This window comes from Streptomyces sp. NPDC007088, assembly GCF_042869355.1.
Lineage (GTDB): Bacteria > Actinomycetota > Actinomycetes > Streptomycetales > Streptomycetaceae > Streptomyces.
The window spans coordinates 174,996-191,312 of the sequence record NZ_JBIAFO010000008.1 but is presented as its reverse complement, the minus strand read 5'-3'; the positions used below and the strand labels follow the sequence as shown (position 1 = coordinate 191,312).

The following is a 16,317-nucleotide window of genomic DNA, read 5'->3' as shown; positions in this document are numbered from 1 at the left end:
GGGTGGTCGAATGCCTAATCGTCAAGGAGTCGGCGGCGAAGTGCAGGGGTGTCCAGGGGATGTTCGGCCTAGGGACGAAGAATCGTACGAACAGCGCGCGGCGCAACGGGCCGCTCGCGGGACTCGAACCCCCGGCCGGGGCCGGGATCATCAGTTGCCGGGCTGTGGACCCGGTGAGCGGCCCCCTGACGTCGGCGGAGTTCACCGTCACTGACGCGCGGGGACGCGTCGTGGTCAAGTCCGGTGCCGACCCGTTCGGTTCCTTCCTGGTGACCGTGCCGCCGGGCGAGTACCGGCTCGCGGTCTCGGCCGACGGCTACACGCCGTACCGTACGGACGCCGTAGTGGACGCGGAGTCGAGCGCGGTGCTCGGCGAGGTCACGCTCCAGGTCGCCGCCCCGCCGCCGCTGCCGTCCCCCGGCGACTGGGACGTCGAGCCCACCCACTCCTCGATCGCCTTCACGGCGCGCCACATCGGGCTCGCCCGGGTGCACGGCCGGTTCAACACCTTCGCCGGGGCCGTACGGATCGCCGAGCGCATGGAGGACACGGCGATGCACGTCGTGATCGACGCCGCGTCCATCGACACGAACGTGCGGATGCGGGACGACCACCTGCGCTCGGCGGACTTCCTGGACGTGGCGCAGTATCCGACGCTGGAGTTCTACAGCGACCGTTTCGCGCATCGCGGAGGCGGGCGGTGGGCGGTCACCGGGGCGCTCTCGCTGCACGGGGTGACGCGGACCGTGACGCTGGACGTCGACTACTTCGGGGTCGGCAACGGTCTGGAGGGCGAGACGCGGGCCGCGTGCCGGGCCACCACCGAACTCCACCGCGACGACTACACCATCAGCTGGCAGACGATGCTCGCGCGGGGGATCGCGGTGGTGGGGCCGAGCATCAGCATCGACCTCGACATACAGATCGTTCCCAAGGGCTGAGGGCGCGCGTCGTTCCGTTCGAACCCCTCGTCCGCGCCCGCACCTGTTCTCCGCGTCCGGTCCTGCCGTCTCCTGCCATCTCCTGCCGTCTCCTGTCGTCGTGCCGGGTTCCGAGGCCCGTGTCCGGTCCCGTTGTCGCGCCGGGTTCCGTGGTCCGGTCGCGGTGCGCCGTGCCTCTTCGGGGTGGAGAGGACCGGGAGGCGGTGGATGCGGGAGAATCAAGGTGTGAGTGACGTGAGACATGTCCTGGTGTTCCCCGATCGCGACGCGGCGGAGGAGGCGCTGGAGGAGCTGGGCGGGCGGTTCGCCGGAACGCGGGAGCCGGAGCTGGTCCGGGACGCGCTCGCCGGGGAGGACGACGCCGAGGACGCGCAGTGGCTGCTCGTGCTCGCCGACCCGGAGGAGCGGCTGGACGCCGGGGAACTGGACGGGTTCGCCGCCCAGTGGGACGGGTGGCGCGAGGAGCCCTGAGCGAGGCGGGACGCGTTCCCCCTCCTGCCTCCCCCTTCTGCCGCCCTCCCCCTCCCGCCCGCCTTCCCCTCCCGACGTCCGCCCGTTCCGCGTGCCGCTCTCGCACGCGCTCATAGGCCGGGCCTGCCTTCATGACCTCTGCGCGGAACTCGCCGCAGACCTCTGCGCAGAGACCTCTGCGCAGGGCTCCTCGCGCGGCTTCGGTGAGACCGCTCGCCCAGGGGTGTCGGAGGGGCGTGGGATGCTGGACGGCGATGCCCAGGAAACCCGCACTCGACGATCCGCTCGCCCCGCTCACGCTCGCCGTCGGCCAGGAGGAGTTGCTGCTCGACCGTGTCGTGCAGCAGGTGGTGGCCGCCGCTCGGGCGGCCGACGCCGACACGGACGTACGTGATCTCGCCTCCGACCAGTTGCAGCCCGGCTCCCTGGCCGAGCTGACGAGTCCTTCGCTCTTCGCCGAACGCAAGGTGCTGGTGGTCCGCGACGCGCAGGACCTCGCGGCCGATTCGGTCAAGGACGTCAAGGCGTACATCGCCGCGCCCGTGGAGGAGATCTCGCTCGTCCTGCTGCACGCGGGAGGCGCCAAGGGCAAGGGGCTGCTGGACGCCGCGCGCAAGGCGGGGGCGCGCGAGGTGGCCTGCCCCAAGATGACGAAGGCGGCTGACCGGCTCTCCTTCGTGCGGGCCGAGTTCCGGGCCACGGGCCGCTCCGCGACGCCCGAGGCGTGCCAGGCGCTCGTGGACGCCATCGGCAGCGACCTGCGGGAGCTGGCGAGCGCGGTCACCCAGCTGGCCGCCGACGTCGAGGGCACCATCGACGAGGCGGTGGTCGGGCGGTACTACACGGGGCGGGCCGAGGCGTCGAGCTTCACCGTCGCGGACCGCGCGGTGGAGGGCCGGGCCGCGGAGGCACTGGAGGCGCTGCGCTGGTCGCTCTCCACCGGGGTCGCGCCCGTCATGATCACGAGTGCGCTCGCGCAGGGCGTCAGGGCGATCGGCAAGCTCTCCTCGGCGCGCGGCGGACGCCCCGCCGACCTCGCGCGGGAGCTGGGGATGCCGCCCTGGAAGATCGACCGCGTACGGCAGCAGATGCGCGGCTGGGGTCCGGACGGCGTGGCGCTCGCGCTCCGGGCGGTCGCCGAGGCCGACGCCGGGGTGAAGGGCGGGGGCGACGACCCGGAGTACGCCCTGGAGAAGGCGGTCGTCACCATCGCCCGCGCGGCCCGGACGGGCTCGGCGCGGCGGTAGCCCCGGTCTTCCCGGCGGCCACTTCCGACCAGTGTTACGGCAGCCACTTCCGCTCAGCGTTACGGCGGCCACTTCCGCTCAGCGTTACGGCGGCCACTTCCGCTCAGCGTTACGGGAGCCCCTTCTCCCGGCGTTACAGGAGTCCCTTCCGCCCGGCGTTCCCGGTGGTCCGGGCAGCTCCCTTCTGCCGGCGCGGTCCCGACGGCTCCCTTCCGTCAGTGTCCTCGGCAGCCCCCTTCTGCCGGTGTCCCCTGTATGTCCGGTGCCCTCTGTCTGCCCGGTGCCCCCTCCGGGCAGACCCTCCCGACGACAGGGCGCCCCCGCCCCCGGCCCGGACAAGCTCAGGACGGCCCCGAACAAACCCACGCCCCCGGAAACCCACGCCCCAGGACAAGGCCGAGGCCCCCGGAAAAGCCGAGGCCCCCGGAAACCCACGCCCCAGGACAAAGCCGAGGCCCCCGGAAACCTACGCCCCAAGACAACGCCGAGGCCCCCGGAAAATCCGAGGCCCCGGAAATGCCGAAGGCCGCCGCCTCCCAACGGGAGGACGACGGCCCTGGACAGATGCTGCTCCGGGTACTGCGGGTGGCTCCACGCCCGCGTGGCGAACGCAGGTCGTGCGTGGCGCCGGGGTGCCGGGTCAGGAGCGGTAGAGAGGGCCCGCTGAGTCCTGAGCGCCGGCGGTTGTGTCAGTCAGGTCGTAGTCAGGTCATCGAGGAACAAGACGAGACCTCCCGGTCACGCGGTCCGGGGGACCGTGGCCGGGCGAGGGGCTCAGCCCTGGAGGCCGGCGACCTTCGCCGCGAGCGCCGACTTCTTGTTGGCGGCCTGGTTCTTGTGGATGACACCGGCGGAGGCGGCCTTGTCGAGCTTGCGCGTGGCGACACGCGTCAGCTCGTTCGCCTTCTCGACGTCACCCGCGGCAGCGGCCTCGCGGGCCTTGCGGACCGCGGTCTTGAGCGAGGACTTGACGGACTTGTTGCGAAGGCGGGCCTTCTCGTTCGTCTTGTTCCGCTTGATCTGGGACTTGATGTTCGCCACGAAGAACCTTTTCAGCTACAGGTACAGATGAATGGTGCGGAGAGTGGTGCCCGGCGAGGGCGGCCGACCGTCGAAGGAGCGGAGGGAGAGCCTCGCCGTCGTGGGTCCCGAAGCCGAGAGGGGCTGCGAGACACACAGTGGACCAGGCTAGCAGCCCCTCCATGAGCGGCCCAAACCCGTCGCTGTCCGTCGCTCGTGGGACGATGGAGCCTGCGTATCGATCCGACCGACCCAGCCCGAGCCAGAGCCGGCCGCCGACTTCCCGCCGGCCGTTCTCAAGAATCAGGACCCTGCGTGCCCGCGACCCCCATCAATGTGCCGGAGCCGAGCCGTACCGACCCGGCGCTGATCCGCAACTTCTGCATCATCGCGCACATCGACCACGGCAAGTCCACGCTCGCCGACCGGATGCTCCAGCTGACCGGGGTGGTGGAGCAGCGGCAGATGCGCGCCCAGTACCTCGACCGCATGGACATCGAGCGTGAGCGCGGGATCACGATCAAATCGCAGGCCGTGCGTCTGCCCTGGGCCCCGCGCACGGGCCCCGAGCTGGGCAGCACGCACATCCTCAACATGATCGACACCCCGGGCCACGTGGACTTCACCTACGAGGTCTCGCGCTCCCTCGCGGCCTGCGAGGGCACGGTCCTGCTGGTCGACGCGGCCCAGGGCATCGAGGCGCAGACCCTCGCCAACCTGTACCTGGCGATGGAGAACGACCTCACGATCATCCCGGTGCTCAACAAGATCGACCTGCCGGCCGCGCAGCCCGAGAAGTTCTCCGAGGAGCTGGCCAACCTCATCGGCTGCGACCCCTCGGACGTGCTGCGGGTCTCCGCCAAGACGGGCGTGGGCGTCGAGGAGCTGCTCGACAAGGTCGTCGACTCGATCCCCGCCCCGGTCGGGGTGGCGGACGCGCCCGCGCGCGCGATGATCTTCGACTCGGTCTACGACTCGTACCGGGGCGTGGTCACCTACGTCCGGGTCATCGACGGCCAGCTCAACAAGCGCGAGCGCATCAGGATGATGTCGACCAACGCGACGCACGAGCTGCTGGAGATCGGCACGAACTCTCCGGAGATGCTGCCCGCCGACGGCCTCGGGGTCGGTGAGGTGGGCTACCTCATCACCGGCGTCAAGGACGTGCGCCAGTCCAAGGTCGGTGACACCATCACCACGCTGTCCAAGGGTGCCACCGAGGCCCTCGGCGGCTACAAGGACCCGAAGCCGATGGTGTTCTCGGGCCTCTACCCGCTCGACGGCTCCGACTACCCGGAGCTGCGCGACGCGCTGGACAAGCTGCAGCTCAACGACGCGGCGCTGGTCTACGAGCCGGAGACCTCGGCGGCCCTCGGCTTCGGCTTCCGCGTCGGCTTCCTCGGCCTGCTGCACCTCGACGTGATCCGCGAGCGGCTGGAGCGCGAGTTCGGCCTCGACCTGATCGCCACGGCGCCCAACGTCGTCTACCGCGTCGTGATGGAGGACCGCAGCGAGACCACGGTCACCAACCCGAGCGAGTTCCCCGAGGGGAAGATCGATCAGGTCTACGAGCCGGTCGTGCGCGCCACGATCCTCGCGCCCAGCGAGTTCATCGGCTCGATCATGGAGCTGTGCCAGAACCGGCGCGGCGTCATGCTCGGTATGGACTACCTGTCCGAGGACCGCGTCGAGATCCGGTACACGCTGCCGCTCGCCGAGATCGTCTTCGACTTCTTCGACCAGCTCAAGTCCAAGACGCGCGGTTACGCCTCGCTGGACTACGAGCCCACCGGCGAGCAGACCTCCAGCCTCGTCAAGGTCGACATCCTGCTGCACGGCGACAAGGTCGACGCCTTCTCCGCGATCACGCACAAGGACGCGGCGTACGCGTACGGGGTGCGGCTGGTGGCGAAGCTGCGCGAGCTGATTCCCCGGCAGGCGTTCGAGGTGCCCATCCAGGCCGCGATCGGCTCGCGGGTCATCGCCCGCGAGACCATCCGCGCCATCCGCAAGGACGTCCTCGCCAAGTGCTACGGCGGTGACATCTCCCGTAAGCGGAAGCTGCTGGAGAAGCAGAAGGAGGGCAAGAAGCGGATGAAGATGGTCGGCTCCGTCGAGGTGCCCCAGGAGGCGTTCATCGCGGTGCTCTCCAGCGACGACAGCGGCGGCAAGAAGAAGTAGGGGCCACCGGCCGGTCCCCAGCGGCCCCCGGGCCCGTCACGCTTCGGCGTGGCGGGCCCTTCGCCGTACCCGGGGCGCGTCACCGTGGACGGGAGGCTGGTGCGGCCGGTGGGGCGGGTGTGAGCAATTGTGCTCAGGTCACCCCCTTACATGCAGGCCACGCGGGCTCTACTCTGATCACCACCTGATAGTTACTCGCCAGTTAAACAACGATCGATCGTTACCAGTCGCACGCAGAGTCGCGGGCCCGGAGGTTGTCGTGAGCGACACACAGACCAAGATCGAGAACCGTCCGCCGTCCGTGGCGAACCTCTTCCTGGAGCGGGTCGCGGCGACCCCGGACGCGGAGGCGTACCGCTACCCGGTCCCCAGCTCCTCCGGGAGCGGTCCCGATGACTGGGCCTCGCTGAGCTGGGCGCAGGCGGCCGAACGGGTCGAGGCGATCGCGGCCGGGCTGATCGCGCTCGGGGTCCGGCCCGAGGAGCGGGTGGCCCTCGCCTCCGCCACCCGGGTCGAATGGATCCTGGCCGACCTCGGCATCATGTGCGCGGGGGCCGCGACGACCACCGTCTACCCCTCCACGAACACGAGCGAGTCGGCGTTCATCCTGTCCGACTCCGAGAGCCGGGTGCTGATCGCGGAGGACGCGGCCCAGCTCGCCAAGGCCCGTCACAGCCGCGCGGAGCTGCCCGGACTGCGGCACGTCGTCGTGCTCGACACGGAGGGCGTCGACGCGGACGAGTCGGACCCCGAGGGCTGGCTGCTCACCCTCGCCGACCTGGAGAAGAGCGGCACCGAACACCTCGCGCACCACCCCGAGGCGGTCAGGGACCGGGTCGGCGCCATCACCGCCGACCAGCTCGCGACCCTCATCTACACCTCCGGCACCACCGGCCGGCCCAAGGGCGTCCGGCTGCCGCACGACTGCTGGTCGTACATGGCGAAGGCGATCGCCGCGACCGGCCTGGTACGGCAGGACGACGTCCAGTACCTGTGGCTGCCGCTCGCCCACGTCTTCGGCAAGGTGCTCACCTCGGGGCACATCGAGGTCGGGCACGTCACGGCCGTCGACGGCCGTGTCGACAAGATCATCGAGAACCTGCCGGTCGTACGGCCCACCTACATGGCGGCCGTCCCGCGCATCTTCGAGAAGGTCTACAACGGGGTCGCCGCCAAGGCGCGGGCCGGCGGGAACGCCAAGTACCGGATCTTCCAGTGGGCCGCCGGGGTGGCCCGCGAGTACGCCCAGGTCTCGCAGGACAACTTCCGCCGCACCGGCACCGCGCACGTGCCCTACGGGCTGCGCTCCCGGCACAAGGTCGCCGACACCCTCGTCTACTCCAAGCTCCGCGAGGCGTTCGGCGGCCGGCTGCGCGCCGCCGTCTCGGGCTCCGCCGCGCTCGCCCCCGAGATCGGCTACTTCTTCGCCGGGGCCGGGGTGCACGTCCTGGAGGGCTACGGCCTCACGGAGACGAGCGCCGCCTCCTTCGTCAACCCGGGGGAGGCGTACCGCACGGGCACCGTCGGCAAGCCGCTGCCCGGCACCGAGGTCAGGATCGCCGAGGACGGCGAGATCCTGCTGCGCGGCCCCGGCATCATGTCCGGCTACCACGGGCTGCCGGAGAAGACCGCCGAGGTGCTGGAGAGCGACGGCTGGTTCCACACCGGGGACATCGGCGAACTCTCCGTCGACGGCTACCTGCGGATCACCGACCGCAAGAAGGACATCATCAAGACCTCCGGCGGCAAGTACATCGCGCCCGCCGAGGTCGAGGGCCGCTTCAAGGCCGTGTGCCCGTACGTCTCCAACATCCTGGTGCACGGGGGCGACCGGAACTTCTGCACCGCCCTCATCTCCCTCGACGAGCCCGCCATCACGGACTGGGCCGAGGAGAACGGGCTCGGCGGCAAGAGCTACGCCGAGATCGTCGCCGCCGAGGAGACCGTGACCCTGATCGACGGTTACGTACGGCAGCTCAACGCCGACCTCCAGCGCTGGGAGACCATCAAGAAGTTCCGGCTGCTGCCACGCGACCTGGACATCGAGCACGGCGAGCTGACCCCGAGCCTCAAGCTCAAGCGGCCCGTCGTGGAGCGCGAGTACAGCCACCTGCTGGACGAGATGTACGCGGGGGCCCGGGAGGCGTGAGGCGGCCGGCCCGGGATGCGGAAGGCGGGCGGGCACGCGATGCTCGGGGCATGGCCGCATCAGGACCGCGCGTGACCGTGGACCCGCCCGCCCCGGACGGCGGCAGGCGGGTCCGGGCCGACGGCGAGAACCTGGGCGTGGCGCACAGCACGCGCGACCTCGCCGAGTTCCTGCGGCGGGCCGGCCTGGAGGACGCCGACGAGTCCGTCGCCGAGTCGAGCGGGCTCATCGAGTGGCGGGGCGGGGGACCGGAGACCTGGGAGGCGTAGCCGGACGCGGCCGGGCGGGCCCGCCTCGCGCGCCCGGCCTCCCGCGCCCCAGCTCACTCACGGTGGTCCTCCCGTGCCTGGGACAATGGATTCCATGCCTTCCGCACTGCCTGACGGCGAGCCCGTGCCCGAGACCGGGGAACTGCCCCCGTACGCCCTCGAAGGCGCGGGGGAGCGCCCGCTCGGGTTCTACCTGCACGTCCCGTACTGCGCGAGCCGCTGCGGGTACTGCGACTTCAACACGTACACCGCCACCGAGCTGCGCGGCTCCGGCGGGGTGCTCGCCTCGCGCGACAACTACGCGGACACCCTCGTCGACGAGGTCCGCCTGGCCCGCAAGGTGCTCGGCGGGGACCCGCGCCCCGTGCGGACCGTGTTCGTCGGCGGCGGCACGCCCACGCTGCTCGCCGCCGCCGACCTCGTCCGGATGCTGAGCGCCGTACGCGAGGAGTTCGGGCTCGCCGAGGACGCCGAGGTGACCACCGAGGCCAACCCCGAGTCCGTCGATCCCGCGTACCTGGCCGAACTGCGCGAGGGCGGGTTCAACCGGGTCTCCTTCGGCATGCAGAGCGCGAAGCAGCACGTGCTGCGCGTCCTGGACCGCACCCACACGCCGGGGCGGCCCGAGGCCTGCGTGGCCGAGGCGCGCGCCGCCGGTTTCGAGCACGTCAACCTCGACCTGATCTACGGGACCCCGGGCGAGAGCGACGAGGACTGGCGGGCCTCGCTGGACGCGGCGATCGGCGCGGGTCCCGACCATGTGTCGGCGTACGCGCTCATCGTCGAGGAGGGCACCGGGCTCGCGCGGCGCATCCGGCGCGGCGAGGTCCCGATGACCGACGACGACGAGCACGCGGACCGCTACCTGATCGCCGAGGAGGCGCTCAGCCGCGCCGGGTTCTCCTGGTACGAGGTCTCCAACTGGGCGACGACCGAGGCCGGGCGCTGCCTGCACAACGAGCTGTACTGGCGCGGCGCCGACTGGTGGGGGGCCGGACCGGGGGCGCACAGCCACGTCGGCGGGGTGCGGTGGTGGAACGTCAAGCACCCGGGCGCCTACGCGGCGGCGCTGGGCGGGGGACGTTCGCCCGGGGCCGGGCGGGAGATCCTGAGCGAGGAGGACCGGCGGGTCGAACGCGTCCTGCTGGAGCTGCGGCTGAGCGAGGGCTGCCCGCTGGCGCTGCTGAGGCCGGACGGGCTCGCGGCGGCCTCGCGGGCCGTGGAAGCGGGGCTGCTCGACCCGGCGGCGCATCGCGGGGGACGGGCCGTGCTGACGCTGCGGGGGCGGTTGCTGGCGGACGCGGTGGTGCGGGATCTGGTGGACTGAGGCTCGCCAGCGGCCTCGCTCTGTCCTCAAGCGCCGGACGGGATGCCGGAGGGGGCTGGGGCGGTTGCGGTGCCCTCAAGCGCCGGACGGGTCCGAAAGGGCCCGTCCGGGGCGCGGGTCAGGCCCCCGGCCGAACGACCGGGGGCCTCACCGCGTGTTCGCCCGCCGGGGAGACGGTGCGGGGCCCAGGAGCCGTCCCCGGGCCGGAGCGGCTCGCTCCCCGCCGGGATCGGGCTACGGGGCTGTGACGAAGTCGATCAGTTCTTCCACTCTGCCGAGCAGGGCCGGTTCCAGGTCCTTGTAGGTGTGGACGTGGGACAGGATGTGCTGCCAGGCCGCTCCGGTGTTCTCCGGCCAGCCCAGGGCGCGGCACACGCCCCTCTTCCAGTCCTGGCCGCGCGGGACGCGGGGCCAGGACTCGATGCCCAGGGAGGAGGGTTTCACCGCCTCCCACACGTCGATGTAGGGGTGGCCCACGACCAGGGCGTGCGCGCTGGTGACCCCGGCGGCGATGCGTGACTCCTTCGAGCCGGGCACCAGATGGTCGACCAGGACGCCCAGGCGGGCGTCGGGGCCCGGGGCGAACTCGGCGACGATCGCGGGCAGGTCGTCGACGCCCTCCAGGTACTCCACGACGACGCCCTCGATCCGCAGGTCGTCGCCCCACACCCGTTCCACCAGCTCCGCGTCGTGCCGGCCCTCGACGTAGATGCGGCCCGCCCGCGCCACCCGGGCGCGGGCCCCGGGAACCGCGACCGAGCCCGAGGCCGTACGGGACGGGGCGGCCGGTGCCGTGGAGCGCGGGCGTACGAGTGTCACCGCGCGGCCCTCCAGCAGGAAGCCGCGCGGGGCGAGCGGGAAGACGCGGCGTTTGCCGAAGCGGTCCTCCAGCGTCACGACGAGGCCCTCCGCCGACTTCTCCCAGGACAGCACCGCCCCGCAGAAGCCGGTCGTCACCTCCTCCACCACGAGGTCCCGCTCCAGGGGGACCTCGGGAGCGGGCCGCTGCTTCTTCCACGGCGGGGTCAGGTCGGAGGAGTACGCGCGCATTCCTCAGACGATAGGAAGTGCCGCCGTTCGGGGGATCACGACACGCCGTGCGCCGCGTCGAGTTCGGCGCGCTGGGCGCGGACGAAGGCCGCGTCCACCACCGCTCCGTGGCCCGGGACGTACAGCGCGTCCTCGCCGCCCAGGTCCAGCAACCGGTCCAGGGCGTCCGGCCAGCGCGCCGGGACCGCGTCAGGACCGGCCTGCGGGGGACCCGACTCCTCGACCAGATCGCCGCAGAACACGACGGTGGGCGCGGACGGCCCGGCGCCCGGCACGACGACCACCAGATCGTGGCCGGTGTGCGCGGGGCCCACGTTGGCGAGCAGGACCCGGCGGCCGCCGTCCAGGCCGAGCGTGAACTCGCCCGACACCGTGTGCTCGGGGGCGCGCGCGAGGTCCGCCGCCTGCGCCGCCTCGCCCTCGTCGAGCCCGTGCCGCACCGCGTCCGCGTACAGCGACGTGCGGCCCTCCGGGGAACCGAGCAGCCCCTCCACGCCGACCGCCCCGTACGTCGTCACGCCCGCGAAGGCCCCGGCGCCCAGCACGTGGTCGAAGTGCGGGTGGGTCAGTGCGAGATGCGTCACGCGGCCGCCGTCGAGCAGGGACCGGGCCCCGGCGCGCACCGCGCTCCCCTCCCGTACGCTCGCGCCCGCGTCGACGAGCAGGGCCGTGCCGCCCGCCGTGACCAGGCCCACCGTGCAGTCCCACGCGGGCAGTCGCAGCCGGGCCACGCCCGGTGCGAGCCGCTCCCATCCGCCGTCGTCGGTCACCGCTCGCTCCCGTTCCCTGTGCGCCGCCACCCGTGCCCGTGCGCCGGGGGAGAGTCCGCCGGTGCGCCGGGCCCGTCCCTTCGCGAGGGCCGTGGCCGTCCGTTCGTGGTCTTCGGCCCTACCCTGCCCCGTCCTGTCCTTCTCAGCCGTGCCGGGGCGCACGACCTGCCGTGCCACCGCCCTTGCCGGGGGTGTACCTCACGGCCGTACACTGGCCGGGGAAGTGCTGGCACTCAGACAGGGCGAGTGCCAAGCCCGGACCGGTGATCGCCGGCCGGCGACCAGGGAGGTGTGCGCGGTGCTCAGTGAACGCAGACTCGAAGTACTGCGCGCCATCGTCCAGGACTACGTCGGGACCGAGGAGCCGGTGGGCTCCAAGGCGCTCACCGAGCGGCACCGGCTCGGGGTCTCCCCGGCCACGGTGCGCAACGACATGGCCGCGCTGGAGGAGGAGGGCTACATCGCCCAGCCGCACACCAGCGCCGGCCGCATCCCGACCGACAAGGGCTACCGGCTGTTCGTCGACCAGCTCGCCGACATCAAGCCGATGACCGCCCCCGAGCGGCGCGCCATCCAGAACTTCCTGGACGGCGCCGTCGACCTCGACGACGTCGTGGGGCGCACGGTGCGGCTGCTCGCGCAGCTCACCCGGCAGGTCGCCGTCGTGCAGTACCCCTCGCTGACGCGCTCGACGGTGCGTCACGTGGAGCTGCTGTCACTGGCCCCGGCACGGCTGATGCTCGTGCTCATCACCGACACCGGACGCGTCGAGCAGCGCATGGTCGACTGCCCGGCGCCGTTCGGTGACACCTCCGTGGCCGATCTGCGGGCCCGGCTCAACAGCCGGGTCGCCGGGCGCTGGTTCGCCGACGTCCCGCAGCTCGTGCAGGATCTCCCCGAGTCCTTCGAACAGGACGACCGGGGGACCGTCTCGATCGTGCTCTCCACCTTGCTGGAGACCCTCGTCGAGGAGACCGAGGAACGGCTGATGATCGGCGGCACGGCCAACCTGACCCGGTTCGGGCACGACTTCCCCCTCATGATCAGGCCGGTGCTCGAGGCGCTGGAGGAGCAAGTCGTGCTCCTGCGGCTGCTCGGCGAGGCCAAGGACCCGGGCATGACGGTCCGGATCGGTCATGAGAACGCCTACGAGGGGCTCAACTCCACCTCGGTGGTCTCGGTCGGCTACGGTTCGGGCGGCGAGGCAGTCGCCAAGCTCGGCGTGGTCGGACCGACCCGCATGGACTACCCCGGAACGATGGGAGCGGTACGCGCAGTGGCTCGTTACGTCGGACAGATCCTGGCGGAGTCGTAAGTGGCCACGGACTACTACGCCGTACTCGGCGTGCGCCGCGACGCTTCCCAGGACGAGATCAAGAAGGCGTTCCGGCGTCTGGCGCGGGAACTCCACCCCGACGTCAACCCGGACCCCAAGACGCAGGAGCGGTTCAAGGAGATCAACGCCGCCTACGAGGTGCTCTCCGACCCGCAGAAGAAGCAGGTCTACGACCTCGGCGGGGACCCGCTGTCCCAGTCGGGCGGTGGCGGGGCCGGCGGCTTCGGCCAGGGCGGCTTCGGGAACTTCTCCGACATCATGGACGCGTTCTTCGGCGCCTCCTCGCAGCGCGGACCGCGCTCGCGGACCCGGCGCGGCCAGGACGCCATGATCCGGCTGGAGATCGACCTCAACGAGGCGGCCTTCGGCACCACCAAGGACATCCAGGTCGACACGGCCGTCGTCTGCAACACGTGCAACGGCGAGGGCGCCGCCCCCGGCACCTCGGCGCAGACCTGCGACATGTGTCGCGGTCGCGGTGAGGTCTCGCAGGTCACCCGGTCCTTCCTGGGCCAGGTCATGACCTCCAGGCCCTGCCCCCAGTGCCAGGGCTTCGGCACCGTCGTGCCGACGCCCTGCCCCGAGTGCGCGGGCGACGGGCGGGTGCGCTCGCGGCGCACCCTGACCGTGAAGATCCCGGCCGGTGTCGACAACGGCACCCGCATCCAGCTCGCGGGGGAGGGCGAGGTCGGCCCCGGCGGCGGCCCCGCCGGTGACCTCTACGTCGAGATCCACGAGGTGGCCCACTCCGTCTTCCAGCGGCGCGGGGACGACCTGCACTGCACCGTCACCATCCCGATGACGGCGGCGGCGCTCGGCACGAAGGTGCCGCTGGACACGCTGGACGGGACCGAGGACGTCGACATCCGGCCCGGCACCCAGTCCGGGCAGTCCGTTCCGCTGCACGGCCGCGGCGTGACCCACCTGCGCGGCGGCGGGCGCGGGGACCTCATCGTGCACGTCGAGGTCCAGACGCCCGGGAAGCTCGACCCCGAGCAGGAGCGGCTGCTGCGCGAACTCGCCAAGCTGCGCGGCGAGGAGCGGCCCCTCGGGCAGTTCCAGCCCGGCCAGCAGGGCCTGTTCTCCCGGCTCAAGGACGCCTTCAACGGCCGTTCCTGAGCCCGTGCCACCACCGTGCGGCCCGCGTGCGTCCCTCGCGCGGGCCGCACGGCCGTGTCCGGCTCCCCGCCGCCCCCCTGCCCCGAGGGCTCGGGCGGCGGGCGGCGCCCGGCGGGCTCGTGGGACGATGCGGGCATGTCCTCAAGTCTGACCGAGCTTCTGCGGCACCCGATCGTGCAAGCTCCCCTCGCGGGCGGCGCCTCCTGCCCGGCGCTGGCCGCGGCGGTGTCCGGCGCCGGCGGCCTCGGGTTCCTCGCCGGCGGCTACCGCGGAGCCGACGACGTACGCGAGCAGGTCAAGGAGACGAAGGAACTCACCGCGCGCCCCTTCGGCGTGAACCTGTTCCTCCCGCAGCCCGCCGGGGACCCGGAGGCCGTGGCCGCCTACGCGGGGCACCTGGCCGGGGAGGCGGAACGGTACGCCGTGCCGGTCGGGCCCGTCCCCGAGGGCGCTCTCGACGACGCGTACGAGGAGAAGGTCGAGGTCCTGCTCGCCGACCCCGTGCCCGTCGTGTCCTTCACCTTCGGCTGCCCCACCCGCGACGTCCTCGACGCCTTCCAGCGGGTCGGCACCGTCACCGTCGTCACCGTCACGACGCCCGAGGAGGCGCAGGCCGCCCAGTGGGCGGGCGCCGACGCCGTGTGCGTCCAGGGCATCGAGGCGGGCGGCCACCAGGGCACACACCGCGACGACCCGGCCTGCGACGGAGCCGGGATCGGTCTGCTCGCGCTGGTCAGCCAGGTCAGGGAGACCGTGCCGCTGCCGTTGATCGCGGCCGGCGGGCTCATGCGCGGCACGCAGATCGCCGGGGTGCTGGCCGCCGGGGCGCAGGCCGCGCAGCTCGGCACCGCCTTCCTGCCCTGCCCGGAGTCGGGGGCCTCGCCGTTGCACAAGGCGGCGCTCACCAACCCGCTGTTCGTGCGCACCGAACTGACCCGGGCCTTCTCCGGGCGGCCCGCGCGCGGACTCGTCAACCGCTTCCTGCGGGAGCACGGACCGCAGGCCCCCGCCGCCTACCCCGAGGTGCACCACCTGACCTCGGGACTGCGGAAGGCGGCGGCCGCCGCCGGGGACGCGCAGGGCATGGCGCTGTGGGCGGGCCAGGGACACCGGATGGCCCGTACGCTGCCCGCCGCCCGGCTCGTCGAGACGCTGGCCGCCGAGACCCGGACGGCCGCCGCCGCCCTGGGAGGTGCCGCGTGACCGCGCCCGTCTTCGTCGCCGAGGACCTCGCCGGGCGCGCCCGCGAGGGCGCCGCCTACGTGCTCGACGGGCCCGAGGGCCGGCACGCCGTGTCCGTGAAGCGGCTGCGCCCGGGGGAGGACGTCGTCCTCACCGACGGCCGTGGGCACTGGGCGCCCTGCGTCGTCCTGTCCGCCGAGGGCAAGGACCGGCTGACCGTCGAACTCGGCGCGCTCGCCGAGGAACCCGTCGGCAGCCCGCGCGTCACCGTCGTCCAGGCGCTGCCCAAGGGCGACCGGGGCGAACTCGCCGTGGAAACGATGACCGAGACCGGCGTGGACGCCGTCGTCCCGTGGCAGGCGGCGCGCTGCGTGACCCAGTGGCGGGGCGAGCGCGGCGCCAAGTCCCTCGCCAAATGGCGGGCCACGGCCCGGGAGGCGGGCAAGCAGTCGCGCCGGCCCCGGTTCCCCGAGGTCGCCGAGGTGATGACCACGAAGCAGGCCGCCGCCCTCCTCGCCGGGGCCGACTTCGCGGCCGTCCTCCACGAGGACACCGCGACCCCGAGCGAGGCCCTGGCGAGCGTGGCGCTGCCCGGGAGCGGGGAGATCGTCCTCGTCGTCGGCCCCGAAGGCGGCGTCTCGCCCGAGGAGTTGGCGGTGTTCACCGCCGCCGGGGCGCACGTGTGCCGGCTGGGCCGCAGCGTCCTGCGCACCTCCACGGCGGGGACGGCGGCCCTGGCGCTGCTGATGGGGCGCACGGGCCGCTGGGGCTGACCACGCCCCGGCCCCGGGGCCGCTCAGGCGGGCTGCCCCCGCAGCAGCCACCGGCGCACCCGCACCTCCAGCAGCGCCCGCGGTTCACCCGGACGTTCCGGGATGGCCGGGTCCCAGCCGTACTTGGCGAGGAAGCCCTCCCGCACCAGGGCGGGGAAGCGGGTGGGGTGGACGCGGGCCTCGCCCTCCGCCACGAGCGGGTGGTCGCCGTCCTCCAGGGCCAGTGAGACCATCGGGAACCGCTCGGCCAGCCGCGCCTTGAGCGAGTGCGCGCCCGTACCGATCCACCACACGCCCTCCGGCCCGCTCGGGCCCTCCTCCCGCTCGGGCCGGAAGAGGAACCAGACGGGGGTCACGTGCGGGGGGCCCTGCGGGCGGGATACGCACAGCCACACATTGCGTGCCCGTTCCAGGCGTTCGGCGACGGTCTCCATGGGGCCATCCCACCCCCGCCGCCACCGTTCCGGGAAGCCCCCGGCCCC

15 protein-coding genes are annotated in these 16,317 nt (G+C 72.7%); 11 read left to right on the top strand and 4 right to left on the bottom strand.

The window, feature by feature from the left end; genetic code table 11:
* Nucleotides 1-59: 59 nt before the first annotated feature.
* The 3 genes from ACFYMP_RS15420 to holA all read left to right on the top strand — a co-directional run bounded on the left by ACFYMP_RS15420 (nucleotide 60) and on the right by holA (nucleotide 2,659).
* Nucleotides 60-941: a YceI family protein gene (locus tag ACFYMP_RS15420; RefSeq protein ID WP_388856457.1), complete on the top strand. Its 882-nt coding sequence runs from the start codon at nucleotides 60-62 to the stop codon at nucleotides 939-941.
* Nucleotides 942-1,166: 225 nt separating this feature from the next.
* Nucleotides 1,167-1,412 (top strand): hypothetical protein, encoded by a 246-nt coding sequence (locus ACFYMP_RS15415; protein ID WP_388856454.1) that lies wholly within the window; start codon nucleotides 1,167-1,169, stop codon nucleotides 1,410-1,412.
* Between the two features lie 254 nt (nucleotides 1,413-1,666).
* Nucleotides 1,667-2,659 (top strand): DNA polymerase III subunit delta, encoded by a 993-nt coding sequence (gene holA, locus ACFYMP_RS15410; protein WP_388856451.1) that lies wholly within the window; start codon nucleotides 1,667-1,669, stop codon nucleotides 2,657-2,659.
* 774 nt (nucleotides 2,660-3,433) lie between these two features.
* Here holA and rpsT read toward each other — a convergent pair.
* On the bottom strand, nucleotides 3,434-3,700 hold the full coding sequence (rpsT, locus tag ACFYMP_RS15405; protein WP_363145005.1) for a 30S ribosomal protein S20: 267 nt from the start codon (nucleotides 3,698-3,700) through the stop codon (nucleotides 3,434-3,436).
* Nucleotides 3,701-3,994: 294 nt separating this feature from the next.
* On the opposite strand from rpsT, the gene lepA reads away from it, so the two are divergent.
* From lepA to hemW, 4 genes are all read left to right on the top strand, one after another.
* Complete coding sequence (gene lepA / locus ACFYMP_RS15400; protein WP_388856447.1) at nucleotides 3,995-5,860, top strand: translation elongation factor 4; 1,866 nt, start codon at nucleotides 3,995-3,997, stop codon at nucleotides 5,858-5,860.
* A gap of 259 nt (nucleotides 5,861-6,119) precedes the next feature.
* Entirely contained in the window at nucleotides 6,120-8,009 is a 1,890-nt protein-coding gene (locus tag ACFYMP_RS15395; protein ID WP_388856444.1) for an AMP-dependent synthetase/ligase, read from the top strand.
* Nucleotides 8,010-8,059: 50 nt separating this feature from the next.
* Nucleotides 8,060-8,278, top strand: a complete 219-nt coding sequence (locus ACFYMP_RS15390; protein WP_388856441.1) for a hypothetical protein — start codon at nucleotides 8,060-8,062, stop codon at nucleotides 8,276-8,278.
* Between the two features lie 94 nt (nucleotides 8,279-8,372).
* On the top strand, nucleotides 8,373-9,605 hold the full coding sequence (hemW, locus tag ACFYMP_RS15385) for a radical SAM family heme chaperone HemW (RefSeq protein ID WP_388856438.1): 1,233 nt from the start codon (nucleotides 8,373-8,375) through the stop codon (nucleotides 9,603-9,605).
* A gap of 234 nt (nucleotides 9,606-9,839) precedes the next feature.
* Here hemW and ACFYMP_RS15380 read toward each other — a convergent pair whose 3' ends face one another.
* Together ACFYMP_RS15380 and ACFYMP_RS15375 are read right to left on the bottom strand one after the other, a co-directional pair.
* On the bottom strand, nucleotides 9,840-10,655 hold the full coding sequence (locus tag ACFYMP_RS15380; protein ID WP_388856435.1) for a DUF3097 domain-containing protein: 816 nt from the start codon (nucleotides 10,653-10,655) through the stop codon (nucleotides 9,840-9,842).
* A 35-nt stretch (nucleotides 10,656-10,690) separates the two neighbouring features.
* Nucleotides 10,691-11,425 carry an MBL fold metallo-hydrolase gene (locus ACFYMP_RS15375; protein ID WP_388856432.1) on the bottom strand — a complete coding sequence of 245 codons (735 nt, stop codon included), beginning with the start codon at nucleotides 11,423-11,425 and terminating at the stop codon, nucleotides 10,691-10,693.
* Nucleotides 11,426-11,723: 298 nt separating this feature from the next.
* On the opposite strand from ACFYMP_RS15375, the gene hrcA reads away from it, so the two are divergent.
* The 4 genes from hrcA to ACFYMP_RS15355 all read left to right on the top strand — a co-directional run bounded on the left by hrcA (nucleotide 11,724) and on the right by ACFYMP_RS15355 (nucleotide 15,835).
* A complete protein-coding gene (gene hrcA, locus ACFYMP_RS15370; protein WP_388856429.1) occupies nucleotides 11,724-12,740 on the top strand; it encodes a heat-inducible transcriptional repressor HrcA in 1,017 nt (338 codons plus the stop codon).
* Complete coding sequence (gene dnaJ, locus ACFYMP_RS15365) at nucleotides 12,741-13,880, top strand: molecular chaperone DnaJ (RefSeq protein WP_388856426.1); 1,140 nt, start codon at nucleotides 12,741-12,743, stop codon at nucleotides 13,878-13,880.
* A 135-nt stretch (nucleotides 13,881-14,015) separates the two neighbouring features.
* Nucleotides 14,016-15,083: a nitronate monooxygenase gene (locus tag ACFYMP_RS15360; protein ID WP_388856423.1), complete on the top strand. Its 1,068-nt coding sequence runs from the start codon at nucleotides 14,016-14,018 to the stop codon at nucleotides 15,081-15,083.
* Nucleotides 15,080-15,835: a 16S rRNA (uracil(1498)-N(3))-methyltransferase gene (locus tag ACFYMP_RS15355; RefSeq protein ID WP_388856420.1), complete on the top strand. Its 756-nt coding sequence runs from the start codon at nucleotides 15,080-15,082 to the stop codon at nucleotides 15,833-15,835. The genes ACFYMP_RS15360 and ACFYMP_RS15355 overlap by 4 nt, the downstream gene beginning before the upstream one ends.
* A 23-nt stretch (nucleotides 15,836-15,858) precedes the next feature.
* On the opposite strand, the gene ACFYMP_RS15350 is transcribed toward ACFYMP_RS15355, so the two are convergent.
* The gene (locus ACFYMP_RS15350; RefSeq protein WP_388856417.1) at nucleotides 15,859-16,269 is read right to left on the bottom strand and encodes a pyridoxamine 5'-phosphate oxidase family protein; all 411 of its coding nucleotides are present in this window, start codon (nucleotides 16,267-16,269) and stop codon (nucleotides 15,859-15,861) included.
* Nucleotides 16,270-16,317: the final 48 nt, after the last annotated feature.